We start from the raw sequence: 26,151 nt of genomic DNA on the forward strand, positions 1-26,151 counted from the left end.
CTCACCGCGGCAGGTCGTCGCCCGCGCTGCCCTGCCAGCGCTTCACGATCTCGGCGTCGCTCGCCTCGGCGACGCATTGGCCGGTGACGAAGAGCGCCTTCTCGATCAGGGCGTGACGGTCCTTGTCGCGACCGCCGGTCAGGATCTGGACCGGACGTCCACCGGCCTTCTCGAGCGCCGCCACGAAGGGAGCCTGGAACTTCGCCGGCACCGCCCGATCCTGCGGATCGGTCAGCACGAAGAGGCGCGAGCCACCGTCGCCGGCGATCTTCGGGGCGATGCGGTCGACGTCGGCCATCGGGTCGTAATGGGCGCGGGCGCCGCCGGTCCGGAAGGTGATGCCGTAGGCGCGGGTGAAGGCGCGGAAATCGAGCGGGCCGGAGGCGATCACGGCGCAGCCGACGTCGTCGCGGGCGGCGAGCAGCGCCGGCACCAGCATCGCCCCGCCGGACTGGCCGACGAGGTGATAGCCGGTCGCGCCCTCCTTGGCGGCGATGGCGTCGAGCGCCTTCCGCGTCACCTCGACCTCGAGCGCGGTGCGGCGGTCGCCGTGCCAGCCGGAGGAGCCGTTGAGCCCCATGCGGCCGAAGAAGATCATCGGCGCCTTCAGGCGCTCCGACCAGATCTTCGAGGCGATGTCGATATATTCGGGCGCCTGGGTGAGATAGCCGGGCTCGACCTCGCGCCGGCCCTTCTCGTCGAGACCCAGCACGTCGCCGGTGAAGAAGACGATCGGCGCCTGTCCGCGCAAAGACCCGGAGGCATAGTAGCGGATGCAGATCCCCTGCCCGTAGGCCTCGACGAAGACGGTCCTCGGGGTCCGCGCGCAGACCTCGCGCGAGACCTTCGTTCCCTCGATCACGTCCTTGGCGGAAAAGGTCTTCACGCCCTGCGGCGCGCCTTGCGCGAAAGCCGCGCCGACGCCCGCGAGGGCGGCGGCGAGGCCGAGGACGAGGGCGCGCACGCGGCTCACCACCACTTCGCCGGGGTGAAGCGGCCGGCGGCCTGCTCGATCACCTCGCCGACCTGGAACAGCGTCTCCTCCTCGAAGGGACGACCGATCAGCTGGAGGCCGAGCGGCAGGCCCTTGGCGTCGAGGCCGCCGGGCACCACCATGCCGGGGAGACCGGCCATGTTCACCGTCACGGTGAAGATGTCGTTCAGGTACATCTCGACCGGATCGCCGCCCGACTTCTCGCCGATGCCGAAGGCCGACGACGGGGTCGCCGGCGTCAGCACCGCGTCGACGCCCGCCTGGAAGGCGAGGTCGAAGTCGCGCTTGATGAGGGTGCGGACCTTCTGGGCACGGACGTAATAGGCGTCGTAATAGCCGGCCGACAGCACATAGGTGCCGATCATGATGCGGCGACGCACTTCCGAGCCGAAGCCGGCGGCGCGGGTCAGCTCGTAGGTGTCGGTGATGTCGTCGCCGGTGACGCGCAGGCCGTAGCGGATGCCGTCGTAGCGAGCGAGATTCGAGGAGGCCTCGGCGGGCGCCACGATGTAATAGGCCGGCAGGGCGTATTTCGTGTGCGGCAGCGAGATCTCGCGGATCTCGGCGCCGGCGGCGCGCAGCCAGTCGATGCCTTGGCTCCACAGCGTCTCGATCTCGGCCGGCATGCCGTCGACCCGGTATTCCCTAGGGATACCGATGACCTTGCCCTTGATCGACGTGCCGACCGCCGCCTCGTAGTCCGGCACCGGCAGATCGACCGAGGTGGTGTCCTTGGGGTCGACCGAGGCGAAGGACTTCAGGAGGATCGCGGCGTCGCGGACGGTGCGGGCGAAGGGGCCGGCCTGATCGAGCGAGGAGGCGAAGGCGACGATGCCCCAGCGCGAGCAGCGGCCGTAGGTCGGCTTGATGCCGACGGTGCCGGTGAAGGCGGCGGGCTGGCGGATCGAGCCGCCGGTATCGGTGCCGGTGGCCCCGAGCGCGATATGGGCGGCGACCGCCGCCGAGGAGCCGCCGGACGAACCGCCGGGCACCAGCGGGGTCGGGTCGATCGAGCCGTCGGCGGCCTTCCGGCGCCACGGGTTGACGACCGGGCCGAAGCAGGAGGTCTCGTTGGACGAGCCCATGGCGAATTCGTCGTTGTTGAGCTTGCCCAACATCACCGCGCCGTCGGCCCAGAGGTTCGAGGTCACGGTCGATTCGTAGGGCGGGACGAAGTCGTCGAGGATCTTCGAGCAGGCGGTCGTGCGCACGCCCTCGGTGCAATAGAGGTCCTTGACGCCCAGCGGGATGCCCTCGAGCGGCCCGACACGGCCCTCCGCGCGGCGGGCGTCGGAGGCGGCGGCCATGGCGCGGGCCTTCTCCGGCGTCTCCAGGACATAGGCGTTGAGCGCGCGCGCCTTCTCCATGGCGCCGAGATAGGCGTCGGTCAGTTCGAGGGCGGTGAAGTCCTTCTTCGCGAGGGCATCACGAGCCTCGGCGATGGTGAGGGCGGTCAGATCGGTCACTGTCGAAATCCATCAATTCGAGAACGCGGGAGGATCGAGGGCGCGGGCGCCCGATCACTCGACCACTTTGGGAACCACGAAGAAATCGTCCTCGGAGAGCGGTGCGTTGGCGGTCACCTTCTTCGGAATGCCGCCGTCGTTCACGACGTCGGCACGCTTCTTCATGGAGATCGGAACGACCGAGGTCAGCGGCTCGACGTCGGTCACGTCCAGCTCGGCGAGTTGCTCGACGAAGCCGAGGATCGAATTGAGTTCGCCCTGGAGCTTGTCCACCTCCTCTTCGGCGACACGGATGCGCGCGAGATGGGCGACGCGGACGACGGTCGAACGATCGACGGACATGGAAACCTCGGGTGGCCTTCGGGAGACGCGACGAATGCGAAAACGGGCGATCGGCGGCTCGACGTCCGCCGACCGCGATCACCCGTTTCTAGCACTCGGTCGAAAGGCTGCGCAATCGCGCCGGGGAGCGCGAGTGCGGCGACCCCGCCCCGTCCGACCGCGCGGCGACGGCGCGCCCCTCTCGCTCACTCGAAATCGGCGGAGGTGGTGTCGGTCTTGCGACTGTAGCGGATGGTGATCCTGCCGACGGCGCACAGGTCGATCGCCGGCCACACCGCTTCGGAATCGTCGTCCTCGTAGACGACCTTCAGATCCCATTTGCAGGTCTTGGCGGCGCGGTGGAAGCGGATCTCCCAGGCCTCGCCGTCGGCGAGCGTATCGCGCCCGAGAACGTCCTCCTCCCAGTCGTCCGACTTGGCCGGCGAGACGTAGACCTCGGAGATGGCGTAGCCCGTCTTGTTGACGAGGACGAAATCCTGCTTGGCCTCTGCGGCCCGGGCGCCGCCTACGGCACCCCAGGTCACGGCGAGGAAAAGGAGAAGGGCGGAGACGATCGACTTGACCATATGTGACCTCGAAGCGGCGGAAGAACCGACCCCGAGGGGGCAAGGACGATCGGTTTCAGGCCGACGGATGTCCATTTTCTCCTGGGAGGCACCCTGCCCCGGCGTCGATTTCGGCACTAGACGTCTGGTTCGACCTTGCGTCAATCATCTCGCCGCCGATTTCTTCGCCGTTCGACCTGAAACGAAGAAGAACGTCGGCGCGGATACTCCTTCACGGCGTCAATCCCTCAGCCAATCCCACAGCGCCGCGCTCACCGCCTCGGGCGCCTCGATCGGCGACAGGTGGCCGGCGCCGGGTATCTCGACGAGGCGCGCGCCCGGCACGAGCCCGGCCATCTCGGCCGCCATGTCGGGCGGCGTCAGCTGATCGTCGGCGCCGACCACGACCGTGGTCGGGCAGCGAATCGCGCCGAGCGAGGGGCGGCTGTCGATCCGCGTCAGGATCGCCTTCTGCTGGCGGACGAAGGCGTCGGCGCCGGTGGCGTCGGCCATGGCGCGCACCACCCGTTGCAGATCGGCGTCGTCGGCGCGAGAGGGGGCGACGAGCCTCGGATATTGCAGGGCGGCGATCTTGGCGAAGCCGCCGCGCTCGGTGATCTCGATCAGTTGCCGGCGCACCTCGGCGGCCTCGGGCGTGTCGGCGCGGGCCTGGGTGTCGACCAGACAGAGCCGCGCGACCCGCTCCGGCGCGACGCGCAGGATCTCCATCGCCACGTAACCGCCCATCGAGAGGCCGGCGAGCGCGAAGCGCGGCGGCGCCTCGGCGAGGATCGCGGCGGCGATCGCGGCGATGGTCTCGGCGCCGGCGTGATCGACGACCATGACCGCGCGACCGGCGCCGAGATCGCCGACCTGGCCCGCCCACAGGCGCGCCGTGCAGTTGAGGCCGGGGATCAGCAAAACCGGAATGGACGTCATCACGTTTACTCCAGGGATGGCCCCCGCCCGGATCGCAGGAGCGGGGTGTAGAGGGCCGGGCCGGCGCGTAGGACGCATCGGCCCCACCGCGACGCCGCCACTATATTGGACGAATCCACTTGGCAAATCTCGGAGCCGTAATGACACGGCGGCGAATCACGTTGACTTTTTCCGCTTCTCGTCTACTTTGCCGGGCGAGATCTCGCATTGCACAAAAGATTCTGCCCGCCGGACCTCCCCACCCGTCGAGGCGTCCCGAAACGAGGACGTCGCGGGTCGCGAGCCTTCCGTTCCCGGGCCCGATGGGAAACATGACCTTCGCAAACCTCGGACTCTCCGACAAAGTCCTCGCGGCCGTCGAAGCGGCCGGCTATTCCCAGCCCACGCCGATCCAGGAACAGGCGATCCCGGTCGTCCTCGATTTCAAGGACGTCTGCGGCATCGCCCAGACCGGCACCGGCAAGACCGCCGCCTTCGTGTTGCCGATGCTGACCCGGCTCGAAAACGGCCGGGCGCGAGCGCGGATGCCGCGCACCCTGATCCTCGAACCGACGCGCGAACTCGCCGCTCAGGTCGAGGAGAACTTCGACAAGTACGGCATCAATCACAAACTCAACGTCGCGCTGCTGATCGGCGGCGTCTCGTTCGACGAACAGCTCAAGAAGCTCGATCGCGGCGTCGACGTGCTGATCGCGACGCCGGGGCGTCTGCTCGATCTCTTCGGCCGTGGCCGTCTCCTGATGTCGGGCGTCGAGATCCTCGTCATCGACGAGGCCGACCGCATGCTCGACATGGGCTTCATCCCGGACATCGAGAAGATCTGCAAGCTGATCCCGCCGTCGCGCCAGACCATGATGTTCTCGGCGACGATGCCGCCGGAAATCCAGCGCCTGGCCGACCTGTTCCTGCGCAATCCGGTCCGCATCGAGGTGGCCAAGCCCGCTTCGACCGCCAAGACGGTGAGCCAGTTCCTGATCGCCTCGGGACGCGAGGCACCGGACAAGCGCGAGGTGCTGCGCAAGCTGTTGCGCTCGGCCGAGGACCTGAAGAACGGCATCATCTTCTGCAACCGCAAGCGCGACGTGCAGGTGGTGTTCCGCAGCCTCGAGAAGCACGGCTTCTCGGTCGGCGCGCTCCACGGCGACATGGAACAGCGGGCGCGCATGGCGATGCTCGACGGGTTCCGCGCCAACAAGCTGACGCTGCTGGTCGCCTCCGACGTGGCGGCGCGCGGCCTCGACATTCCCGACGTGTCCCACGTCTACAACTATGACGTGCCGGTTCATTCGGAAGACTATGTCCACCGGATCGGCCGCACCGGCCGCGCCGGCCGCTCGGGCGTCGCGGTCACCATCGTCACCGATCTCGACGTCAAGCATCTCGCCGCCATCGAGAAGCTGACCGGCGACGACATCTCGTGGATCGGGCCGCACATTTCCGAGCTGCCGCACGAGGATCGCCCGGCGCGGGCGCATTCCGGCGAAGGCCGCGAGCGCGGCGGCCGGGGTTCCGACCGTCGTCGCGGCTCCGGTCGCGACGGGCGCCGTCCCGAGGCGGCGGCGCCGGCCGAGCGAGAGGCCGCCGCTCCGCGTCCCGCTCCCGCCGAGAAGCGGCGCGACGAGAGCCGGCCCGCCGATGCGCGCAAGGATCGCGGGCGCCGTCCGGCGCGCGCGGGCGAGGATCTGGCGCCGGTGCGCGCCGGCGATCGTCCGCCGCCGCGTCCGCGCCACGAGGAGGCCGAGGAATCCTTCGTCGGTCTCGGCGATCACGTTCCCGCCTTCCTGCTGCGCCCGGTGCGCAGTGGACGCACCACCGGCTGAAGATCGATCGCGACGCGATCGATCACACGAGGCGAGCGATCTCGATCGATTGCTCACATCAGGTGAGCAGCGGCGGGCGCGCCGGGTGCCGCCGCGAAGTCCGTGACGAACCACGAGATTCTCGATTTCGGCAAAGGTCCTTTACCCGAGGTTAAGTCATTCCTGCGATTCTCCGACCATCCGGGAGGGAGACCGGCAGCGCGGATCGCGAGGTCCGCGTCGTGGGGTGGGGGACAGAGCGAGATGAGCGACAGGGACGATTTCAAGCGGACGATCGTCTACGGCGAGAACGCCGTCGGCCACCTCCGCAAGAACGAGATTCCCGCGTATCCGCGCAACTATGAGCTGTGGTACACCTACGCCGCCGGCTTCAACCATGCCTTGAACAAGTCGATCAACGACGTGATCCGTGCCCGTGGCAAGATCTCGCCGAACGAACTCGACAGGGTCTATGAGCAATACATCGCCCCGACGCGGATCGGCGAACGCATCGACGAAGTCGGCGGGCGTCTGAGCCAAGAGATCAACGGCGTCGCCGGTCTGATCGAGACGCAGATGGCGTCGACCTCGATCTATTCGTCGTCGCTGGGCGACGCCAAGACGGCGCTCGCCGGGGCAAAGGACGCGGTCGCGATCGAATCGATCGTCTCCGGCCTGATGTCCGCGACCCATGAGACCGAGCGGGTCAATCACCAGCTCGAGCGCCAGCTCACGGAATCGCGCCGCCAGATCGCCGAGCTTCAGGAGAGCCTCGAGGCGATCCGCTACGAGAGCCTCGTCGACGATCTGACCACGCTCGCCAACCGCAAGCATTTCGACCAGTCGCTCGACCGCATTCTCGCCGAGACCGACCAGTCCGAGACACCGTTCTCGCTGCTCTTCACCGACATCGACCATTTCAAGAAGTTCAACGACACGTTCGGTCACCAGACCGGCGATCAGGTGCTGCGCCTGGTGGCACTGGCGGTGAAGCAGAACATCAAGGGCCAGGACATCGCCTTCCGCTACGGCGGCGAGGAGTTCGCGGTGATCCTGCCGCGCACCGCGCTGGAGCAGTCGGTGGTGGTGGCCGAGCACATCCGCGAGGCGGTGTTTTCCAAGGAGCTGGTGAAGCGGTCGACCGGAGAGAACCTCGGCCGGATCACCATTTCGATCGGCGTCTCCGAGTGGCGCCCCGGCGACACCGCGCAGTCGATCATCGAACGCGCCGACACCTGCCTCTACGCCGCCAAGAACGGCGGGCGCAATCAGGTGCGCTGGACGGTCGAGACGCCGACGAACGAGCACGGCTCCAAGGTCGCCTGAGCGCCCTCGCCGCCTTCGAAACACGAAACGCCCGGCCTCACGGCCGGGCGTTCTTCGTTTCCGCACCCTGGCGGGCGGTCACTTCACGTCGGCGGCGACCTGCAGCTTCACGATCACATCGGGATCGTCGACCATGCCGTTGGCCTCCTTCGGCCCCTTCTTGATCTGGTCGACGAATTCCATGCCGGAGACGACCTGACCGAAGGCGGTGTAGTTGCCGTTCAGGAAGGCACCGTCGGCGAACATGATGAAGAACTGCGAGTTGGCCGAGTTCGGGTTCGACGAGCGGGCCATGCCGAGCGTGCCGCGCTCGAATGGCATCGGATTGAACTCGGCGCGCAGATCGGGCAGGTCGGAGCCGCCGGTGCCGTCGCCCTTGGGGTCGCCGGTCTGGGCCATGAAGCCGGCGATGACGCGGTGGAACTTGAGCCCGTCGTAGAAGCCGCGACGCGCCAGCGTCTTGATGCGCTCGACGTGCTTGGGGGCGACGTCGGGGCGCAGGCGGATCGTCACCGTCCCGGACTTCAGGGTGAGGATCAGCATGTTCTCGCGATCGTTGGCGGCGGGCGGCACGGCCTCGGCCACGGCGATCAGCGGCAGGGAGGCGATGGCGGCGAGCACGGTTCTGCGAAGCAAGGGATGTCCTCCCGTTGGGGCCTTCTCGGCCGGACCTCAGGTTCGGGCGGCGCGGCGCGCGGCCAGTCGTTCGGCGACGGCGGCGGGCACGAAGGAGCCGACCGCCCCGCCCATCACCGCGATCTGGCGCACCAGCGTGGCGGTGATGTGGCGCACGCCGGGCGAAGCCGGCAGAAACAGCGTGCGGATCTCCGGCGCCATGGCGCCGTTCATGCCGGCCATCTGCATTTCGTAGTCGAGGTCGGTGCCGTCGCGCAGGCCGCGCACGATGGCGACCGCGCCGGCGCGCCGGGCCGCCTCGACCACGAGATCGTCGAAGGCGACGACCTCGACGCGGGCCTGATCGACGCCGAGGGCCGCGACCGTCTCGCGGATCATCTCGACGCGCTCCTCGAAGGTGAACATCGGCTTCTTGCCGGGATGGACACCGATGCCGATCACCAGCCGGTCGGCGAGATCGAGCGCCTGGGCGATCACGTCGACATGGCCGTTGGTGACCGGGTCGAAGGAGCCCGAATAGAGCAGCGTCCTCGGGGTCTCACCGGATGTCGCGCGTGTCGTGGACGTCATGGGCGTCACGGCCCTCCCTGGCCTTCGCGGCGATTCGCCGAGGGTCGACGCGCCGTCTCGTTCCCGTCTTATACCAATCTCACGCAATCCGAACTCGTCCGAATTTCATGAGCCTCACGGCCGGCCGGCCGACGCCCGGTCGCGCTCGACGGCTGCGCGCCCTCCCCGCGCGCCGCGCGCCTCGGCGTCGCGAGATTTCGCCGGCTTTGTTGCTTCGTCGGCGATCCACGAAACACGATTTCGCTGCGGCGCAAAACTATACACATGTCCCGACGTTACTTTCACTCTCGTCCGAAGGGACCGCCCATCCGCACCGACCGCCATCGGCCGGAGATGCGGAGAGTTCCGGGTTCTCCCGACCCGGAATTCTCATCGGACCAGCGTCGCCCGTTCCCTCCTGGGGCGACGTCCTCCTTCCGCCAGGCCCGCCGCGGAAGACGGCATTCGAAGCCGTTCGACCCGACGGCTTCTCACGGTCAGCGGCCTGCCATCCGGCCGCCACCTCGGAGGGCGTGTTCTCCCGACGAACACGCCCTCTCTTTTGTCTCAGGCCGCAAGGCCGTCCGAGACTGCGCAGCGCCTCCCACCGGCGACGCGCAGAGGGAGGGCGTGTTCTCCCGACACGACACGCCCTCCCGCCCTTCCTTCCCCCTCCCCCTCGCCGACCCCGACGACGTCTCCCCCCGGACGTCGCGCGGGGTCCCGGCGCCGTCCCGAGGCCACGAACGAAAGAGCCCGCTCCTCGGCAGGAGCGGGCTCTTTCCATTCGGGATGCCGTCACATGGCGATCAGACCTCGTCGGTCGCCTCGGCCTCGTCGCTCTCGTCCTCGCGGATGCGCTCGACCGAGACCACGCGCTCGTCGGCGGCGGTGTCGAAGACGATCACGCCCTGCGTCGAGCGTCCGGCGATGCGGATGCCCTCGACCGGGCAGCGGATGAGCTGGCCGGCGTCGGTCACGAGCATGATCTGGTCGGTGTGCTCGACGGGGAAGGAGGCGACCAGCTTGCCGTTGCGCGGGCCGGTCGACATGGCGACGATGCCCTTGCCGCCGCGCCCCGTGGTCCGGTACTCGAAGGACGAGGTGCGCTTGCCGTAGCCGTTTTCCGAGACGGTCAGCACGAACTGCTCGGAGGCCGACATCAGAGCGTAGCGCTCCATGTCGAGCTGGCCGGCGGCCGGCTCCTCGTCGCCGCCCTCGATCACCGCCTCGGCGTCGGACTCGATCTCGCCGCGCATCAGACGCGACTGCTTGAGATAGAGCGAACGTTCCTCGGCTTCCGATTCGAAGTGGCGCAGGATCGCCATGGAGATGACGGTGTCGCCCTCGGCGAGCGCGATGCCGCGCACGCCCATGGAATCGCGGCCCTTGAAGACGCGCACGTCGGGCACGGGGAAGCGGATGCACTGGCCGAGCGCGGTCGTCAGCAACACGTCGTCGTCGACGGTGCAGGTGTCGACCCCCACGATGCCCTCGCCCTCCTCCAGCTTCATCGCGATCTTGCCGTTGCGATTGACCTGGGTGAAGTCGGAGAGCGCGTTGCGCCGGACGTTGCCGCCGGTGGTGGCGAACATCACGTCGAGCGCCGCCCACTCGCCCTCGTCCTCGGGCAACGGCAGGATCGAGGTGATGCGCTCGTCCTTCTCCAGCGGGAACATGTTGACCAGCGCCTTGCCGCGCGCCTGCGGCGCGGCCAAGGGAAGCCGCCAGACCTTGGTCTTGTAGACTTGGCCGCGCGAGGAGAAGAACAGGATCGGCGCGTGGGTCGAGGCGACGAAGAGCCGGACCACGAAATCCTCGTCCTTGGTCGCCATGCCGGAGCGGCCCTTGCCGCCGCGCCGCTGGGCGCGATAGGTCGAGAGCGGCACCCGCTTGATCCAGCCGGCGTGGGTCACGGTGACGACCATGTCCTCGCGGGCGATCAGGTCCTCGTCGTCGACTTCTCCGTCGAAATCGAGGATCTCGGTCTTGCGCGGGGTGGCGAATTCGTCGCGAACCTCGATGAGTTCGGTGACGATGATCGCCATGATCCGTTCGCGCGAGGCGAGGATCTCGAGATAGTCGGCGATCTCGAGGGCGAGTTTCTCCAACTCGCCGGCGATCTCGTCGCGACCCAGTGCCGTCAGGCGTTGCAGGCGCAGATCGAGGATGGCGCGGGCCTGTTCCTCGGAGAGCGTATAGGATCCGTCCTCGGCGAGCACGTGACGCGGATCGGCGATCAGCTCGATCAACGGCGCCATGTCCTTGGCCGGCCAGCGGCGCTCCATCAACTGGGCGCGGGCGGTGGCGGGATCCGGCGCGGCGCGGATCAGGCGGATGACCTCGTCGATGTTGGCGACCGCGATGGCGAGACCGACCAACACATGGGCGCGATCGCGCGCCTTGGCGAGCAGGAAGCGCGTGCGCCGGCCGATCACCTCCTCGCGGAAGGCGACGAAGGCGGTCAGCATCTCCTTCAGGTTCATCAGCTGCGGGCGGCCGGCGTTGAGCGCCACCATGTTGGCGCCGAAGGTCGATTGCAGCTGGGTGAAGCGATAGAGCTGGTTCAGCACCACGTCCGACATGGCGTCGCGCTTCAGCTCGATCACGACGCGGTAGCCGTCGCGATCGGACTCGTCGCGGACCTCGGCGATGCCCTCGATCTTCTTCTCGCGCACCAGTTCGCCGATGCGTTCCACCATCGAGGCCTTGTTCACCTGATAGGGGATGTCGGAGATGATCAGCGCCTCGCGGCCGCCGCGCACCACCTCGGTCCGGACGCGACCGCGCATGGTGATCGAGCCGCGCCCGGTCGCGTAGGCCGAGCGGATGCCGGAGCGGCCGAGGATGATGCCGCCGGTCGGGAAGTCCGGGCCGGGGACGATCTCGGTCAGATCCTCGACGGTCATCTCGGGGCGGGCGATGAGGGCGATCGTCGCGTCGACGACCTCGCCGAGATTGTGCGGCGGGATGTTGGTCGCCATGCCGACGGCGATGCCGCCGGCGCCGTTGACCAGAAGGTTCGGGAAGCGCGCCGGCAGGACGACCGGCTCGCGCTCGGTGTTGTCGTAGTTCGACTGGAAGTCGACCGTGTCCTCGTCGATGTTCTCGAGGAGCTTGTGGGCGGGCTTGGCGAGGCGGACCTCGGTGTATCGCATGGCGGCGGCGCTGTCGCCGTCGACCGAGCCGAAGTTGCCCTGGCCGTCGACCAGCGGCAGGCGCATCGAGAAGTCCTGCGCCATGCGCACCAGCGCGTCGTAGACCGCCTGATCGCCGTGGGGATGGTACTTACCGATGACGTCGCCGACGACGCGGGCCGACTTGCGATAGGCCTTGTTCCAATCGTAGCCGTTCTCGCTCATGGAGAAGAGAATGCGCCGGTGCACGGGCTTGAGACCGTCGCGAACGTCCGGAAGCGCGCGGGAGACGATCACGCTCATGGCGTAATCGAGATAGCTGCGCTTCATCTCGTCGGCGATGGAAATCGGCTTGATGTCGAAGGGGCCTTCGCCCCCACGGATGGTATCGTCTCGGCCGGACAAAGGCGTCTCTTTCTTTCCACGAAACCGCTTTCGGCGTGATCCGTCTCCTTAGACGATTCCGTCCGCGAAAGCCAATCGCAGGGCCGATTTTCCAAGGAAATCATGCCCGCGCGGGGGGCCGAGACCGCCCCTTCCGCGAGCTTCGGCGAGGAACGAGGCGACCCGGTGGCCGAGGCGTGATAGAGATCGCCGATCCAGGCGCGGGACCCTTCCGATCATGCTCGATTTTCTGCTCGAAGCCTTCGTGACCCTGTTCGTGACCGTCGATCCGCTGGGTCTGGCGCCGCTCTTCATCGGGCTGACCGCCGGGATGAGCGCGGCCGACCGGCGGCACGTCGCGTTGCGCGCCACCGCGATCGCCACCGTGGTCCTGGTCCTGTTCGCCCTCGTCGGCGCCAAGCTCCTGTCGCTGCTCGGTATTTCTCTGCCGGCCTTCCGCATCGCCGGCGGCCTTCTGCTCTTCTACACCGCCTTCCAGATGGTGTTCTCGCAGAAGGAGCCGCGCGACAAGTCCGACGCCGACCGGGCGGTGACGCTCGACCACATCCGCGACATCGCCGCCTTCCCGCTGGCGATCCCGCTGCTCGCCGGCCCGGGCGCGATCTCGGCGACCATCCTCGCGGCCTCCAAGGCACCGACGCTGACCGCCTACGGCGCCTTCATCGGCCTGATCGTCGCCGTGATGGGGCTCGGTCTTCTCGTCTTCCTCGCCGCCGATCCGATCGATCGCCGCATCGGCGAGACCGGCCGCGTGGTGATCGGCCGACTGCTCGGCCTCCTGCTCGCCGCGCTCGCGGTTCAGTTCGTCGCCGACGGCATCAAGGCGATCCTGATCGGCTGAAGTCGACCGGGCAGGCGCTCCCCCGAGTTCGGTCATACGGCCCCGACCCGGCGAGACCGGCGGCCGTCCGGCCCGTCTCGCAAAGCCCGGCCCGAGGCCGCGCGACCGGCGTCCGATCGCGCCGGCAGGCCCGCCGTCGAGCACGCGCTTCGCTTCGTCGAGAGCACTCCGCCCCGAAGTCCCGACGGCCGTCCGCCGGCCGCTCGTCGGCTCAGAACGGAATCTCGTCGTCCATGTCGGAGGCCGGAGGCGGCGCATAGCCGCCCGAACGGCCTCCGCCCGTCGACGAACCGCCGCGCGACGCACCACCCGAGCCGGCACGCGGCGCGGCCGACCGGCCGCCGCCGTAGCCACCCGAACCGCCGCCGAAGTCGGAGCCGCCGCCGAAGTCGTCCGACGGCATGCCGCCACCGGCCCCGCCGCGACCGCCGGGGCCGTCGAGCATGGTGAGGGTCGAATTGAAGCCCTGGAGGACGATCTCGGTGGAGTAGCGCTTCTGGCCCTGCTGGTCTTCCCATTCGCGGGTCTGGAGCTGGCCCTCGATATAGACCTTGGCGCCCTTCTTCAGATACTGCTCGGCGACCTTGGCGAGGCCCTCGGAGAAGATCACCACGCGGTGCCATTCGGTGCGCTCGCGCCGTTCGCCGGAATTGCGATCGCGCCAGCTCTCGGAGGTGGCGATGCGCAGGTTGACGATCGGACGGCCGTCCTGGGTGCGGCGGATCTCCGGATCGGCGCCGAGATTGCCGACGAGAATGACCTTGTTGACGCTTCCGGACATGACACCCTCCTCGGCGGCCGCGACGGCGCACCCTCTCCGAGCCACGCCGATCCAGCGGCGGACGCGCCCGGCGACCTCATCCCTACCCTCTAGACCTTCCGGACGGTCGCGGCGACCACCCGCACGGCCGGGAGGGGTACCGGCAGGCGGTTTTCCACAAGCGGTCCTCTCCCGGAGCCGGAAACGATGCCCCCTCGACGGGGACGGTGGCGCCGTGCTCTAAAATGCCGCCGCTCGATCCGGGCGAGACCTCTTGTCTTCGTTCTCATTCTGTTCTATCGATTTCCCGGAGCGAGCGCAAGGCGGAATCGACGAGGCGGCATGCCGGAGCCGGGCGCGGATTGCCCCCGGACGAGGGCGGCGGGATCGAGCGAGCCCGCGCGGGAGACGACATGAGCGAGCGGACCAGCAAGCAGCGATCGGCGAAGCGGAGCGGGAGCGAGGCGGCGCCGACCGGCGCGGCGGCGGAGCGCGAGGCGGCGGCGATCGCCACGAAACAGTTGTTCGATCACGCCCGCAAGACGATCTCGATCCGCGGCGCGCGCGAGCACAATCTGAAGAACGTCGATCTCGACCTGCCGCGCGACAGCCTGGTGGTGATGACCGGGCTCTCCGGGTCGGGCAAGTCGTCGCTCGCCTTCGACACGATCTATGCCGAGGGTCAGCGCCGCTACGTCGAGAGCCTCTCGGCCTATGCCCGCCAGTTCCTCGAGATGATGCAGAAGCCGGACGTCGATCAGATCGACGGCCTTTCGCCGGCGATCTCGATCGAGCAGAAGACGACGTCGAAGAACCCGCGTTCGACGGTGGGGACCGTCACCGAGATCTACGACTACATGCGCCTTCTCTTCGCGCGCATCGGCGTGCCCTATTCGCCGGCGACCGGCCTGCCGATCGAGAGCCAGACCATCAGCCAGATGGTCGACCGGGTGCTGGCGTTGCCGGAGGGATCGCGGCTCCTGCTGCTGGCGCCGGTGGTGCGCGGGCGCAAGGGCGAGTATCGCAAGGAGTTGCTCGACTTCCAGAAGAAGGGCTTCCAGCGCGTCAAGATCGACGGTCGGTTGCTCGAGATCGGCGAGGCGCCGGCGCTCGACAAGAAGCTGAAGCACGACATCGAGGTGGTGGTCGACCGGATCGTCGTCCGGCCGGACATGGCGACCCGGCTCGCCGACAGTTTCCAGACCGCGCTGGCGCTCGCCGACGGCATCGCCTTCGTCGAATTCGCCGACCAGACGGACGACGCGGGCCAGCCGAAGCGGCTGGTCTTCTCCGAGAAGTTCGCCTGTCCGGTCTCCGGCTTCACCATCGCCGAGATCGAGCCGCGGCTCTTCTCCTTCAACAATCCGTTCGGGGCGTGCCCGACCTGCGGCGGCCTCGGCACGGAGCAGAAGATCGATCCGGATCTCGTCGTGCCGGATCCCTCGCTGTCGCTCGCCAAGGGGGCGATCGCGCCCTGGGCGAAGTCGGCCTCGCCCTTCTACGGCCAGACGCTCGAGGCGCTCGCGGCGCATTACGGGTTCTCGATGACGGCACCGTGGCGCGACCTGCCGGAGGCGGCGCATCGCGCCATCCTCTACGGCACCGGGCGCGAGGCGGTGGAATTCGCCTATGACGACGGGCTGCGTCACCACAAGACGCGCAAGACCTTCGAAGGGCTGATCCCGAATTTCGAACGGCGGTGGCGCGAGACCGAGTCGGAATGGTCGCGCGAGGAGATCGAGCGCTATTTCGCGACGACGCCGTGCCGCGATTGCGGGGGCCATCGGCTGAAGCCCGAGGCGCTCGCGGTGAAGATCGACGGGATCCACATCGGCGAGGTCTCGGCGATGTCGATCCGGGGCGCGCTGCCGTGGTTCCTCGGCCTGCCCGAGCGGCTGACGCCCAAGCAGAACGAGATCGCGGCGCGCATTCTCAAGGAGATCCGCGAGCGTCTGCAGTTCCTCGACGACGTCGGCCTCGACTATCTCACCCTCGCCCGCAATTCCGGCACGCTGTCGGGCGGCGAGAGCCAGCGCATCCGGCTCGCCTCGCAGATCGGTTCGGGGCTGACCGGCGTGCTCTACGTGCTCGACGAGCCGTCGATCGGCCTGCATCAGCGCGACAACGAGCGCCTGCTCGAGACGCTCAAGCACCTGCGCGACCTCGGCAACACGGTGATCGTGGTCGAGCACGACGAGGACGCCATTCTCGCCGCCGACTATGTGGTCGACGTCGGGCCCGGCGCGGGCGTGCACGGCGGCGAGATCGTCGCGCGCGGCACGCCGGCGGAGATCATGGCCGACCCGAAGTCGCTGACCGGGCGCTATCTCTCCGGCGACCTGATGGTGCCGGTGCCGAAGAAGCGGCGGCGGATCGATCCGGGGCGAGCGATCAAGGTCGTCGGCGCGCGCGGCAACAATCTGAAGTCGGTCACGGCCGAGATTCCGATGGGGGTCTTCACCTGCGTCACCGGCGTCTCGGGCGGCGGCAAGTCGACCTTCCTGATCGACACGCTGTTCCGGGCGGTGGCGCGCAAGCTCAACGGCGCCAAGGACAATCCGGCGCCGCACGATCGCATCGAGGGGCTCGAGCTGCTCGACAAGGTGATCGACATCGACCAGTCGCCGATCGGGCGGACGCCGCGCTCCAATCCGGCCACCTATACCGGCGCCTTTACGCCGATCCGCGAATGGTTCGCCGGCCTGCCGGAGGCCAAGGCGCGCGGCTACGAGCCGGGGCGGTTCTCGTTCAACGTCAAGGGCGGGCGCTGCGAGGCGTGCCAGGGCGACGGCGTCATCAAGATCGAGATGCACTTCCTCCCGGACGTCTACGTGACCTGCGACACCTGCAAGGGCAAGCGCTACAATCGCGAGACGCTGGAGGTGGTCTACAAGGGCAAGTCGATCGCCGACGTGCTCGACATGACGGTCGACGAGGGCGTCGCCTTCTTCGCGGCGATGCCGGGGATCCGCGACAAGCTCGAGACCCTGTCGCGGGTCGGGCTCGGCTACGTCCACATCGGCCAGCAGGCGACGACGCTGTCGGGCGGCGAGGCGCAGCGCGTCAAGCTCTCCAAGGAGCTGGCGCGCAAGTCGACCGGGCGCACGCTCTACATCCTCGACGAGCCGACCACCGGCCTTCATTTCCACGACGTCGCCAAGCTGCTCGAGGTGCTGCACGAACTGGTCGATCAGGGCAACACGGTGGTGGTGATCGAGCACAATCTCGAGGTGATCAAGACCGCCGACTGGATCGTCGATCTGGGGCCGGAAGGCGGCGACGGCGGCGGCGAGATCGTCGCGGTCGGGCGCCCCGAGGACGTCGCGGCGGAACCACGCAGCCATACCGGACATTTCCTCGCGGAATTGCTCGAACGACGTCCGCCACGCCGGACTCGCGCCTGAGGCGCGGCCTCGGACGAGACGGACGTCAACGGAAGACCGCTCGAGCGCGGCGGCGGGATCGCGAGGCGCAGCCGGTTCCGCTTTCGCGGCCGGCCGGCGGCGCTGGGGACATTTATGCCTGTGGCCCTTCGAGCCTGCGGCGCGGAGCCCAATGTCGGGACCGCGTGAGCCGACGGCGCCGGGCAACCGAACGACGGAGCACGGCCGCAGTCGTCCCCCTCGTCTCCCCCCCTCGCCGTTTCGGATCGGGCTGCGCGGGCCCCGACGATTTCGTCTCCAAGAGCCGGTCGCGCCGACGCGACCGACCTCGGTCTCACGTGTCGCGTCCGGTCGTGTGACCTCGCCTCCCCCGGGCGCGCACGTCGATCCCTTCCCGCCGGCGCCGTCCCGACCGTCCCGACCGTCCCGACCGTCCCGACCGTCCCGACCGTCCCGACCGTCCCGATTGAAACATGTCTATGAAGTAGAGCTATGCGTATTCGCATGATCGACATGCGAACTCCGCTCTTATTGGGACAGGGAATCTGTCCTATCAAAGTGGGGACGAAACGTTCCGCCGGTCTCTTCCTCCCAGCCGACCGTCGCCTCGTTTCCGGACGCCTCGCGGCGTCACGTCTCCGGATCGACGCGTCCTCCTCCCTCGCGCGATCCGTCGACCCGAACGAGCGCTCCTCCCTGCTCGGATCGGTGTATCGAGCGCCCGCCGGTTTCTCCTCCCTCCGGCGGGCGCCTCGATTCTCACGCCCCTCTTCCACTCCGCCCGACGCGCCCACCTACGGTTCCACCGTGGCCACGCCTTTGCGCGCGTCATGAAAAAAGGGCGGGGTCCGTCGGCCCCGCCTCGTCGCGTCCTTCGCGTGCGGCCTCGCTCAGGAGACCGGGTCGACATAGGCGAGCGAGAACCAGGTCTCGAGCGGCATCACGTCGATCGGGTCGCCGCTGTCGCGCATCCAGCTGTCGGCGATCCAGTCGATGCCGGTGGTCTTGTCGGTCATCACCGCGGTGGCGTGGGCGTAGAGGAAGGCGCCGCGCGATTCCGGGCGCTGGACGTGATGGTATTTGAGAAGCCCGTTGCGCTCGAGCCAGACCATCAGCGTCGTCGTGTTGGTGGCTTCGTCGAGACAATCGGTCTGGCCGAGCTTGTGGGCGTCGCCGAGCTCGGACCCACGCTTGTCGGGCGGGCCGCCGAGCTGCGGCGCGGCGAGCTTCTCCCACCATTGATCGGCGAGATCGATGGCGTGGCGCTCGGCTTCGGGCGATCCGCCGTTGCGGGCGAAGAGGCCGGCGACGGTCGCCAACTCCTCGGGACCCATGGCGATCGCCGTCTTGAACTCGCAACCGAAGCCGTGACAGTAGGGCAGTCGATTGCCGATCGGCAGGGCGGCGCCGCGCTCGCCGTACCATTGGCGGACGCCGGGCTCGATCCGGAAGTCGCCGCGCGGCAGCGAGCCGGTGGCGATGTCGTCGGCCTCCTCGACGAGAGCGGTCTTGGCCGGGGCCTCGTCGCCGCCGGTCTTGCAGCCCACCAGACCCGTGGCGAGGGCCAGCATCAGGGACAATCGGACGGCGCGCATCGGAACCCCTCATTCGAATCGATCGACGAATCAGCGAATTACGACGTCCAATTAGGCGGGTTTTCCACAGGTCCGAAACAGGCAATATTTGCCCGGTGGCGGCCGGACTCTTCGGCTCTGGGCAGGCTCGTCGAGAGATGCTAGGTCGTCGTCATGATCAAAGATGAAGATGCTCTTCGCGCGGTCCATGTGATCGGTGGTGGACTGGCCGGTTCGGAAGCGGCCTGGGCGCTGGCGGTGCGCGGCGTGCCGGTCGTTCTGCACGAGATGCGGCCGGTGCGCGGCACCGAGGCGCACCAGACCGACCGTCTCGGCGAGTTGGTCTGTTCCAATTCGCTGCGCTCCGACGATCCCGAGACCAATGCGGTCGGCGTGCTCCACGCGGAGTTGCGCGCCTGCGGCTCGCTGATCATGCAGGCGGCCGACGCTCATCAGGTGCCGGCCGGCGGCGCGCTCGCGGTCGACCGCGAGGCCTTCGCCGCCGCCGTCACGCAGGCGCTCGCGAGCCATCCGCTGATCGAGATCCGCCGCGAGGAGGTCGCCGGCCTGCCCGACCCCTCTTGGGACAGCGTGATCGTCGCGACCGGCCCCCTCACCTCGCCGGATCTGGCGGCGGCGGTCGGCGCGCTCACCGGCGAGGACCAGCTCGCCTTCTTCGACGCGATCGCGCCGATCGTCCATTTCGACAGCATCGACATGAGCCGCGCCTGGATGCAGTCGCGCTACGACAAGGCCGGCCCCGGCGGTACCGGCGCGGACTATCTCAACTGTCCCATGGACAAGGCGCAGTACGAGGCCTTCGTCGACGCGCTGATCACCGGCGAGAAGGTGTCGTTCAAGGACTGGGAGGCGTCGACGCCCTATTTCGACGGCTGCCTGCCTGTCGAGGTGATGGCGGAGCGCGGGCGCGAGACGCTCCGGCACGGGCCGATGAAGCCCGTCGGCCTCACCAACCCGCACCAGCCGGACATCAAGGCGCATGCCATCGTCCAGCTGCGGCAGGACAACGCCTTCGGCACGCTGTGGAACCTCGTGGGCTTCCAGACCAAGCTCAAACATGCCGAGCAGGTGCGGGTGTTCCGGATGATCCCCGGGCTCGAGAAGGCCGAATTCGCCCGTCTCGGCGGGCTCCATCGCAACACCTATCTGAATTCGCCGCGCCTCCTCGACGCGACGCTGCGGCTGAAGAGCGAGACGCGGCTGCGCTTCGCCGGTCAGATCACCGGCTGCGAGGGCTATGTGGAGAGCGCGGCGATCGGCCATCTCGCCGGGCGCTTCGCCGCCGCCGAGCGGCTCGGGCGCGTGGCCGTGCCGCCGCCGCCGACCACCGCCATGGGGGCGCTCCTCGGCCACATCACCGGCGGGCACATCGCCGAGAGCGAAGCCGAGGCGGCCTCGGGCAAGCCGCGCGCCTTCCAGCCGATGAACGTCAATTTCGGCCTGTTCCCGCCGATCGTCGCCCCCAAGGTCGACAAGGACGGGCGCCGGTTCAAGGGCACCGAGAAGACGGTGGAGAAGAAGCGCGCCATGGCCCACCGGGCGCGGGCCGATCTCGCCGCTTGGAACGCGGCCGAAGCCGGAACGGACTGAGGCGGAGGCCTTTCCGGCCTCGAAACGCGGCGCGCCGAGATCCACGGATCCGCGCGCCCGTTCCTCACATCAACTCGCCGCGCCGCCTCGCGGCGCGCCTGTTCTTCACATCAACTCGCCGCGCCGCCTCGCGGCGCGGCGGGCCCGGCGCGCGGAGCGCCACAGCCGCCAGTGCCGATGCCAGGGCGCCAGTTCGGTCGAGGTGTGGAAGGGATCGAAGTCGGGACGATCCATCCGGTCGAGCCAGGGGTCGACCAGCGCGAGCGGCAGGAAGGCCGGCGCGGCGACGATCGGGATATGGGCGATGCGGCGGCGGGTCTCGGCGAGCGCGTCGCGGGCATGGGCGCGCAGCGCCGCGTGGAGGGCGCGCAGCGCCGGTGTGGCGCGGCCGGCGAAGAGATCGGCGCGATCGACCCCGTGCGCCTCGACGAGGTCGACGGGCAGGAAGATCTGCCCGCGCGAGGCGTGAAACGGCAAGGCTCGCAACAGGCCGGTGACGCCCCAGGCGCGGCCGGCGGCGGTGATCGCGGCCTCGATCGCGGGGCCGTCGCAGGCGCCGTCGAGGATGCGGCAGGCGAGCCCGACCACGGAGCCGACGGTATCGTCGCAATAGGTGTCGAGATCGGCGAGCGTCGGCATGGGATCGTCGTAGAGGTCGAAGATCCGCGCCTCGATCAGGCGCTCGAAGGGCTCCGGCGGCAGATCGAAGCGACGGATCGTGTCGAGGAGCGCGGCGGCGATCGGATGGCCGGCGCCCTCGCCGCCGCGCGTGCCCGCCAGCATGTCGGCCCACCAGCGCGCCCTCACCTCGCCCGGCAGCGGGTCGGAGACGACGTCGCGAATGCGGGCGATCTCGTCGGAGAAGGCATAGAGCGCGTAGAGATGGCGGCGACGGTCCTCGGGTGCCCACAGGCCCGCGAGCCAACGATCATGATCATGCGCCCGGACGCGCTCGGCGGCGACGGCGTAGGCCGCGCTCGGCTCGAAGGGCGCGGCGGCCGGGACGGAGGGAGCGGCGGAATCGGAGACGCGATCGGACATGGACGCGGACATAGGGCGAAGCTCGTTCGATACCAGTCTCGAGGGCATCCCGGGGCCGGGAATTTTCGTCGGCCCGCGCGCGGTCGGGTCGCCCGAGACGGCGGATCACTCGACGGCGAGAAGCGCGGCGGCGACGCGGCGGCCCTCGGCGAGCAACACGTTCCAGGTGCGGAGCGCGTTGCCGGTCGCCATCGGATCGGCGGAGATCCTGAGATCCCGGAACCGCCAGCGCAGGGCCTCGGAGATCGGCACGAGATCGCGGCCGGTGCCGAGGAGGCAGATGTCGATGTCGGCGGCCTCGGCGAAGACCGGCGCCAGGGTGGCGGCATCGAAGACAGGGGGCGTGCCGGGCTCCCAGGCGCGCATGCCCGAGGGCAGGCACAGCAGCGAGCCGCGATGGCTCATGCCGGCGAAGCGAAACCCACCGAGGCCGTAGCCGTCGATCGGCGCCGTCCGCGGCAGCCGGCGCACGCCGTCTCCTTCGCTCTCCACCCCGGGCTCCTTCTTCGTCTTCCGTCAGGCGGTGGCGGTCGCCGCGCCTTCGGTCTTCTCCGCGCCCTTGCCACCGCCGGTGCGCAGGTTGAGGAAGATCAGGAGCGGCGCGGAGACGACGATCGACGAATAGGTGCCGATGACGATGCCGGCCAGCATGGTGAAGTTGAAGCCGCGCAGCGCCTCGCCGCCGAAGACATACATCGCCGCCATCGCCAGGAAGGTCGTGGTCGAGGTGCGGATGGTGCGGGTCAGGGTCTGGTTGATCGACAGATCGATCAGCGACGCCAGATCCATCTTCTTGTATTTACGTAAGTTTTCGCGAATTCGATCGTAGATGACGACGGTGTCGTTGAGCGAATAGCCGACCAGCGTCAAGATCGCCGCGATGGCCGTCAGATCGAACGAGATCTGCAGCACCGCCAAGAGGCCGAGCGTCAGCACGACGTCGTGGATCGTCGTCAGCACCGCGCCGACGGCGAACTGCCATTCGAAGCGGAACCACAGATAGATCAGGATGACGAACAGCGAGACCACGACGGCGATCGCGCCGTCGCGGCGCAGGTCGGCGGAGACGCGCGGTCCCACCACCTCGACGCGGCGATAGTCGTAGCCGTTGCCGAGTGTCGCCTTGACCTTGGCCACACCCGCCTGCTGGGCGAGTTCGTCGCCCTCCTGCTGGGCGAGCCGGATCAGCACGTCCTCGGCCTGGCCGAAGCCCTGGACCTGAACCTCGCCGATGTTCAGAGCCGAGAGATCGGTTCGGATCTTGTGCAGATCGGCCGGCGTCTGGTGCGCACGCACCTCGATCACCGTGCCACCGGCAAAGTCGATGCCGTAGTTGAGGCCGAAGACGGCGACCGCCAGGATCGAGAGGGTGACCAGCACCATCGAGATCGGGAAGGTGATCAACCGCGCCCCCATGAAGGGGATCTTGGTGTCTTCCGGGATCAGTTTGATCAGGCGCATCGTGACTTCCTGCCTAGAACGGATGCTTCGGACGGGCCGGCGAGACGCCGGCCGGCGCTCGCGAAACTCAGATGGGGACCCGGGTCGGACGCACCTTCTTCACCCACAGCGCCACCATCAGGCGCGTGACGGTGACGGCCGTGAAGAGCGTCGTCAGGATGCCGATGCCGAGCGTCACCGCAAACCCCTTGATCGGCCCGGTGCCGAGGAAGAACATCACGATGGCGGCGATCAGCGTCGTCAGGTTGGAATCGACGATGGTGCCGAGCGCGCGCGAGAAGCCCGCGTCGATCGCCGAGATCGCCGAGCGGCCGAGCTTCTGCTCCTCGCGGATGCGCTCGTAGATCAGCACGTTGGCGTCGACCGCCATGCCGATGGTGAGCACGATGCCCGCGATGCCGGGCAGCGTCAGCGTTGCCTGCAACAGCGACAGGATCGCCATCAGCATCACCACGTTGATGACCACCGCGACGTCGGCGAAGACGCCGAGCAGCCCGTAGTTGCCGATCATGTAGAGCACGACCAGGACGGTGCCGACGGTGGCGGCGAGCTTGCCCGCCTCGATCGAGTCGGCGCCGAGGCCGGGGCCGACGGTGCGTTCCTCGACCACGGTGAGGTCGGCCGGAAGCGCGCCGGCGCGCAGGAGCAGCGCCAGATCGTTGGCGCCCTGGACGGTGAAGTTGCCCGAGATCTGGCCGGAGCCGCCGAGGATCGGCTCGCGGATCACCGGATAGGAGATCACGTCCTTGTCGAGCACGATGGCGAAGGGGCGGCCGACGTTCTGCTGGCTGATCTGCGCGAACTTCTGGGCGCCGGAGGTGTTGAAGCGGAAGGAGACGACCGGCTCGCTCGACTGCGAGGAGAAGGACGCCTGAGCGTCGACCAGTTCCTCGCCGGTCAGCATGGCCCGCTTCTGCACCAGCACCGGCACCGGCGGGTCGTCGCGGGTCATCAGCACTTCGGTGTCGGGGGCGCGGGCGCCGTCGACGGCGGCCTGACCGACGCCCTCCACCATGTGGAAGGTGAGGCGCGCGGTCTGGCGCAGGAGGTCCTTGAGGCGCTCGATGTCCTGCAGGCCGGGGACCTGGACGAGCAGGCGATTGGCGCCCTGGCGGGCGATCACCGGCTCGGTGGTGCCGAGCTGGTCGACGCGGCGGCGGACGACTTCCATCGACTGCTCGACCACCTTGCGGGAGCGGAACTCGAGGCCGGCCGGGGTCAACGTCAGGCGGAAGAGGCCGTTCTCGCCCTTGGTGATCTCCGTGTCGACCACGGTGTTGCCGGTGAAGACGGTGTCGGAAAGCGTCTGGACGAGGCCCTGGAGCTTCTTGCCGGCCGCGTCGACCTTGGCGAGATCGGAGATGCGGACCTGGACGCCGGCGCCCTGAATGCCGAGGCCGGAATAGCCGATCCTATCCTCGCGCAGCACGCGGCGGACGTCGTCGCGCAGCACGTCGAGGCGGTCCTTGACCATCGCCTGGGTGTCGACCTCGAGCAACAGATGGGCGCCGCCCTGGAGATCGAGACCGAGGGTGAGCTGGCGATGCGGCAGCCAATCGGGCAGGCCCGACAGGGTCGACCGGCTCACGAAGTTCGGAGCCACCAGCAGCAGCGACAGGACACAGGACGCGACGATCGCCCAGATCTTCCAGCGCGAGAAATGAAGCATCGAAACGTCCCCAGTCTCGGGAAGGGCGACGGCGTCAGGCGACGCCGTCGTGAAACGCCCGCCGCGCAGGAAGCGCGGGCGGGCGCAGGGTCATCACTCGTTGGCGGCCTTGACGGGCTCGCCCTTGGCGCGGACCTCGACGATGGTGGAGCGCACCACGCGGGCCTTGACGCCCTCGGCGATCTCGACCTCGATCTCGGCGTCGTTGACGACCTTGAGCACCTTGCCGATGAAACCGCCGCCGGTCACGACGACGTCACCGCGGCGCAGATTCTTGATCAGCTCCTCGTGCGCCTTCTGACGCTGGCGCTGCGGCCGGATGATCATCACCCACATGATGACCAGGATGAAGACGAAGGGCACCAGGGACATCACGATGTCCTGGATGCCGCCGGCGGAACCTGCAGCGCCCTGGGCGAAGGCGGGGGTCACGAACATGCGATACTCCTCGGAGTGTCTCGAGCACACCCGACGGGCGGCTGGGATACGTCTGGCGCGCGCGCCGGGCGGCGGGATCGGAAACCGACCTCGAACCGCCCTCAAGTGGGCACGGCAAATCGGCGCGACAAGGGGGGATTCCCCGAGCCGCGCGGACTATAGCCATCGATGTGGGGAATGCAAACCACGGACCCCGCCCCGAGGCGCCCGTGGCGACGCGCCTCTCGTAGCCGAGAGATCCGTGGTTCGGCCGTTGCCGGCTCTCCTTCGCGGACGCCGCGGCGATGCGGTCCGTCACGGGAACGCCCGGTGATCGGGACGCGGCCGGCCGCTCCCGGTCGATATGGGTCGGGCCGGCCGGGTCCCGGCCGGCGCCGCTCACCGCACGGCTTCGACGACCTGACAGTCCGTGCCGGCGGCCGACATGCAGGAACCGACCGCCTCGACCTTCGCGGCTTCGAATTCCGCGTCGGTGGACTTCTTTCGCCAGGCCCGTCCGCAACAGCCGTTCGCGCTGGTCGCGAAGGCTCTCGGCCCGGCCTTCGCCTCACACCTCTCGTACATCTCGGCACGCGTCGTTCGGACAGCTCGGCGCGGCGACGGCCGCCGTCGAGACGACGGCGCAGAGACCCAGAGCAGCCCCTCGAATAGCCCACATGACCATGACGACGTCCTCGTTCTCGTCACGCCTCGCTCGCGTTTTCCGCGATGCGACGCCGGGACCTCCCTCCCGGATACCGGATTACCCGTACATCCCCTGAGATCAACACGGGCAGCCCCGCGCCTCATGGCGCGAGATCGCGCAAGAGGCAGGCCGCGCTCGCCGGGCAGAGGCCGACGAACTGGGGATGGGCGAGGATCTCGGCGGGCGCCTCGGCGCGCGCCACGCGCCGATAGCCGAGCGCCTCGAACACGTCCGCCGCCGTCGTCGTCAGGAGCCAGAAGCGGCGGGCGCCGTCGTCCGCGCCGGCTCGCTCGAGCGCCCGGACGAGCGTTCGGGCGAGGCCGCGCCCACGCTTCGAGGGCGCCACCACGACCGAGCGCAACAGCCGGTCCGGCCCCTCCCCCTCCCACGCGCCCCAAGCGCAGGGCCCGTCCGCGTCGACGAGCGCGAAGACGCGTTGGCCGGCGTGGCCGAGATCCTCGGTCGGGAGATCGGCGGTGCGCAGGGCGTCGAGGAAGGCGGGGTCGGTCGCGGCGACGGGGTGGAGGGCAAAGGACATGGCGTCTCTCAC

General features: G+C 68.7%; 21 protein-coding genes. 5 read left to right on the forward strand and 16 right to left on the reverse strand.

Annotation, left to right across the window (positions count from 1 at the left end; translation table 11 throughout):
* Position 1: 1 nt before the first annotated feature.
* The 5 genes from J3S89_RS07840 to J3S89_RS07860 form a co-directional block, all read right to left on the reverse strand.
* Positions 2–973 (reverse strand): hypothetical protein, encoded by a 972-nt coding sequence (locus tag J3S89_RS07840; protein WP_217926941.1) that lies wholly within the window; start codon positions 971–973, stop codon positions 2–4.
* Entirely contained in the window at positions 970–2,460 is a 1,491-nt protein-coding gene (gene gatA, locus J3S89_RS07845) for an Asp-tRNA(Asn)/Glu-tRNA(Gln) amidotransferase subunit GatA (protein WP_217926942.1), read from the reverse strand. The genes J3S89_RS07840 and gatA overlap by 4 nt, the downstream gene beginning before the upstream one ends.
* Before the next feature lie 54 nt (positions 2,461–2,514).
* Positions 2,515–2,802 carry an Asp-tRNA(Asn)/Glu-tRNA(Gln) amidotransferase subunit GatC gene (gatC, locus tag J3S89_RS07850; protein WP_217926943.1) on the reverse strand — a complete coding sequence of 96 codons (288 nt, stop codon included), beginning with the start codon at positions 2,800–2,802 and terminating at the stop codon, positions 2,515–2,517.
* Positions 2,803–2,987: 185 nt separating this feature from the next.
* The gene (locus tag J3S89_RS07855) at positions 2,988–3,368 is read right to left on the reverse strand and encodes a hypothetical protein (RefSeq protein ID WP_217926944.1); all 381 of its coding nucleotides are present in this window, start codon (positions 3,366–3,368) and stop codon (positions 2,988–2,990) included.
* A 219-nt stretch (positions 3,369–3,587) separates the two neighbouring features.
* Positions 3,588–4,286, reverse strand: a complete 699-nt coding sequence (locus J3S89_RS07860) for an alpha/beta fold hydrolase (RefSeq protein WP_217926945.1) — start codon at positions 4,284–4,286, stop codon at positions 3,588–3,590.
* Positions 4,287–4,597: 311 nt separating this feature from the next.
* Here J3S89_RS07860 and J3S89_RS07865 point away from each other — a divergent pair, with 311 nt between their 5' ends.
* Positions 4,598–6,106 carry a DEAD/DEAH box helicase gene (locus tag J3S89_RS07865; RefSeq protein WP_217926946.1) on the forward strand — a complete coding sequence of 503 codons (1,509 nt, stop codon included), beginning with the start codon at positions 4,598–4,600 and terminating at the stop codon, positions 6,104–6,106.
* 243 nt (positions 6,107–6,349) lie between these two features.
* The gene (locus J3S89_RS07870; RefSeq protein WP_217926947.1) at positions 6,350–7,411 is read left to right on the forward strand and encodes a GGDEF domain-containing protein; all 1,062 of its coding nucleotides are present in this window, start codon (positions 6,350–6,352) and stop codon (positions 7,409–7,411) included.
* A gap of 78 nt (positions 7,412–7,489) precedes the next feature.
* On the opposite strand, the gene J3S89_RS07875 is transcribed toward J3S89_RS07870, so the two are convergent.
* The 3 genes from J3S89_RS07875 to gyrA form a co-directional block, all read right to left on the reverse strand.
* The gene (locus J3S89_RS07875) at positions 7,490–8,047 is read right to left on the reverse strand and encodes a peptidylprolyl isomerase (RefSeq protein WP_420801328.1); all 558 of its coding nucleotides are present in this window, start codon (positions 8,045–8,047) and stop codon (positions 7,490–7,492) included.
* Positions 8,048–8,083: 36 nt separating this feature from the next.
* Complete coding sequence (gene coaD, locus J3S89_RS07880) at positions 8,084–8,617, reverse strand: pantetheine-phosphate adenylyltransferase (RefSeq protein WP_217926948.1); 534 nt, start codon at positions 8,615–8,617, stop codon at positions 8,084–8,086.
* A gap of 788 nt (positions 8,618–9,405) precedes the next feature.
* The gene (gene gyrA, locus J3S89_RS07885) at positions 9,406–12,063 is read right to left on the reverse strand and encodes a DNA gyrase subunit A (protein WP_217927217.1); all 2,658 of its coding nucleotides are present in this window, start codon (positions 12,061–12,063) and stop codon (positions 9,406–9,408) included.
* A gap of 292 nt (positions 12,064–12,355) precedes the next feature.
* Here gyrA and J3S89_RS07890 point away from each other — a divergent pair, with 292 nt between their 5' ends.
* A complete protein-coding gene (locus tag J3S89_RS07890) occupies positions 12,356–12,979 on the forward strand; it encodes a MarC family protein (RefSeq protein WP_217926949.1) in 624 nt (207 codons plus the stop codon).
* Between the two features lie 211 nt (positions 12,980–13,190).
* On the opposite strand, the gene J3S89_RS07895 is transcribed toward J3S89_RS07890, so the two are convergent.
* Positions 13,191–13,760, reverse strand: a complete 570-nt coding sequence (locus J3S89_RS07895) for a single-stranded DNA-binding protein (protein WP_217926950.1) — start codon at positions 13,758–13,760, stop codon at positions 13,191–13,193.
* A gap of 392 nt (positions 13,761–14,152) precedes the next feature.
* Between J3S89_RS07895 and uvrA the strand changes: the two genes are divergently transcribed.
* Positions 14,153–17,143: an excinuclease ABC subunit UvrA gene (gene uvrA, locus J3S89_RS07900; protein ID WP_217926951.1), complete on the forward strand. Its 2,991-nt coding sequence runs from the start codon at positions 14,153–14,155 to the stop codon at positions 17,141–17,143.
* An 869-nt stretch (positions 17,144–18,012) separates the two neighbouring features.
* On the opposite strand, the gene J3S89_RS07905 is transcribed toward uvrA, so the two are convergent.
* Positions 18,013–18,717 carry a hypothetical protein gene (locus J3S89_RS07905; protein WP_217926952.1) on the reverse strand — a complete coding sequence of 235 codons (705 nt, stop codon included), beginning with the start codon at positions 18,715–18,717 and terminating at the stop codon, positions 18,013–18,015.
* Positions 18,718–18,870: 153 nt separating this feature from the next.
* Here J3S89_RS07905 and trmFO point away from each other — a divergent pair, with 153 nt between their 5' ends.
* Positions 18,871–20,307, forward strand: coding sequence for a methylenetetrahydrofolate--tRNA-(uracil(54)-C(5))-methyltransferase (FADH(2)-oxidizing) TrmFO (gene trmFO / locus J3S89_RS07910; RefSeq protein WP_217926953.1), 1,437 nt, complete (start codon positions 18,871–18,873; stop codon positions 20,305–20,307).
* Between the two features lie 105 nt (positions 20,308–20,412).
* Here trmFO and J3S89_RS07915 read toward each other — a convergent pair whose 3' ends face one another.
* The 6 genes from J3S89_RS07915 to arsN2 form a co-directional block, all read right to left on the reverse strand.
* The gene (locus J3S89_RS07915) at positions 20,413–21,360 is read right to left on the reverse strand and encodes a phytoene/squalene synthase family protein (RefSeq protein ID WP_230489113.1); all 948 of its coding nucleotides are present in this window, start codon (positions 21,358–21,360) and stop codon (positions 20,413–20,415) included.
* Between the two features lie 93 nt (positions 21,361–21,453).
* On the reverse strand, positions 21,454–21,840 hold the full coding sequence (locus J3S89_RS07920) for an Mth938-like domain-containing protein (protein WP_338020047.1): 387 nt from the start codon (positions 21,838–21,840) through the stop codon (positions 21,454–21,456).
* Positions 21,841–21,864: 24 nt separating this feature from the next.
* Positions 21,865–22,809: a protein translocase subunit SecF gene (gene secF, locus J3S89_RS07925; RefSeq protein WP_217926954.1), complete on the reverse strand. Its 945-nt coding sequence runs from the start codon at positions 22,807–22,809 to the stop codon at positions 21,865–21,867.
* A gap of 67 nt (positions 22,810–22,876) precedes the next feature.
* Entirely contained in the window at positions 22,877–24,478 is a 1,602-nt protein-coding gene (gene secD, locus J3S89_RS07930; RefSeq protein WP_217926955.1) for a protein translocase subunit SecD, read from the reverse strand.
* Between the two features lie 93 nt (positions 24,479–24,571).
* Positions 24,572–24,916: a preprotein translocase subunit YajC gene (gene yajC, locus J3S89_RS07935; RefSeq protein WP_217926956.1), complete on the reverse strand. Its 345-nt coding sequence runs from the start codon at positions 24,914–24,916 to the stop codon at positions 24,572–24,574.
* A 785-nt stretch (positions 24,917–25,701) separates the two neighbouring features.
* Entirely contained in the window at positions 25,702–26,139 is a 438-nt protein-coding gene (gene arsN2, locus J3S89_RS07940) for an arsenic resistance N-acetyltransferase ArsN2 (protein WP_217926957.1), read from the reverse strand.
* Positions 26,140–26,151: the final 12 nt, after the last annotated feature.

Origin of the sequence: Pinisolibacter aquiterrae (assembly GCF_019160155.1) — a bacterium.
Taxonomy (GTDB): Bacteria; Pseudomonadota; Alphaproteobacteria; order Rhizobiales; family Ancalomicrobiaceae; genus Pinisolibacter; species Pinisolibacter aquiterrae.

What these genes read in the sequence shown, in the direction of transcription:
- J3S89_RS07890 (WP_217926949.1), top strand. Translation starts at nt 12,356, where the DNA reads ATGCTCGATTTTCTGCTCGAAGCCTTCGTGACCCTGTTCGTGACCGTC.
- trmFO (WP_217926953.1), top strand. Translation starts at nt 18,871, where the DNA reads ATGATCAAAGATGAAGATGCTCTTCGCGCGGTCCATGTGATCGGTGGT.
- J3S89_RS07895 (WP_217926950.1), bottom strand. Translation starts at nt 13,760, where the DNA reads ATGTCCGGAAGCGTCAACAAGGTCATTCTCGTCGGCAATCTCGGCGCC.
- J3S89_RS07915 (WP_230489113.1), bottom strand. Translation starts at nt 21,360, where the DNA reads ATGTCCGCGTCCATGTCCGATCGCGTCTCCGATTCCGCCGCTCCCTCC.
- J3S89_RS07865 (WP_217926946.1), top strand. Translation starts at nt 4,598, where the DNA reads ATGACCTTCGCAAACCTCGGACTCTCCGACAAAGTCCTCGCGGCCGTC.
- uvrA (WP_217926951.1), top strand. Translation starts at nt 14,153, where the DNA reads ATGAGCGAGCGGACCAGCAAGCAGCGATCGGCGAAGCGGAGCGGGAGC.
- J3S89_RS07860 (WP_217926945.1), bottom strand. Translation starts at nt 4,286, where the DNA reads ATGACGTCCATTCCGGTTTTGCTGATCCCCGGCCTCAACTGCACGGCG.
- gyrA (WP_217927217.1), bottom strand. Translation starts at nt 12,063, where the DNA reads ATGAAGCGCAGCTATCTCGATTACGCCATGAGCGTGATCGTCTCCCGC.
- secD (WP_217926955.1), bottom strand. Translation starts at nt 24,478, where the DNA reads ATGCTTCATTTCTCGCGCTGGAAGATCTGGGCGATCGTCGCGTCCTGT.
- J3S89_RS07905 (WP_217926952.1), bottom strand. Translation starts at nt 18,717, where the DNA reads ATGCGCGCCGTCCGATTGTCCCTGATGCTGGCCCTCGCCACGGGTCTG.
- coaD (WP_217926948.1), bottom strand. Translation starts at nt 8,617, where the DNA reads ATGACGTCCACGACACGCGCGACATCCGGTGAGACCCCGAGGACGCTG.
- yajC (WP_217926956.1), bottom strand. Translation starts at nt 24,916, where the DNA reads ATGTTCGTGACCCCCGCCTTCGCCCAGGGCGCTGCAGGTTCCGCCGGC.
- arsN2 (WP_217926957.1), bottom strand. Translation starts at nt 26,139, where the DNA reads ATGTCCTTTGCCCTCCACCCCGTCGCCGCGACCGACCCCGCCTTCCTC.
- secF (WP_217926954.1), bottom strand. Translation starts at nt 22,809, where the DNA reads ATGCGCCTGATCAAACTGATCCCGGAAGACACCAAGATCCCCTTCATG.
- J3S89_RS07855 (WP_217926944.1), bottom strand. Translation starts at nt 3,368, where the DNA reads ATGGTCAAGTCGATCGTCTCCGCCCTTCTCCTTTTCCTCGCCGTGACC.
- J3S89_RS07870 (WP_217926947.1), top strand. Translation starts at nt 6,350, where the DNA reads ATGAGCGACAGGGACGATTTCAAGCGGACGATCGTCTACGGCGAGAAC.
- gatC (WP_217926943.1), bottom strand. Translation starts at nt 2,802, where the DNA reads ATGTCCGTCGATCGTTCGACCGTCGTCCGCGTCGCCCATCTCGCGCGC.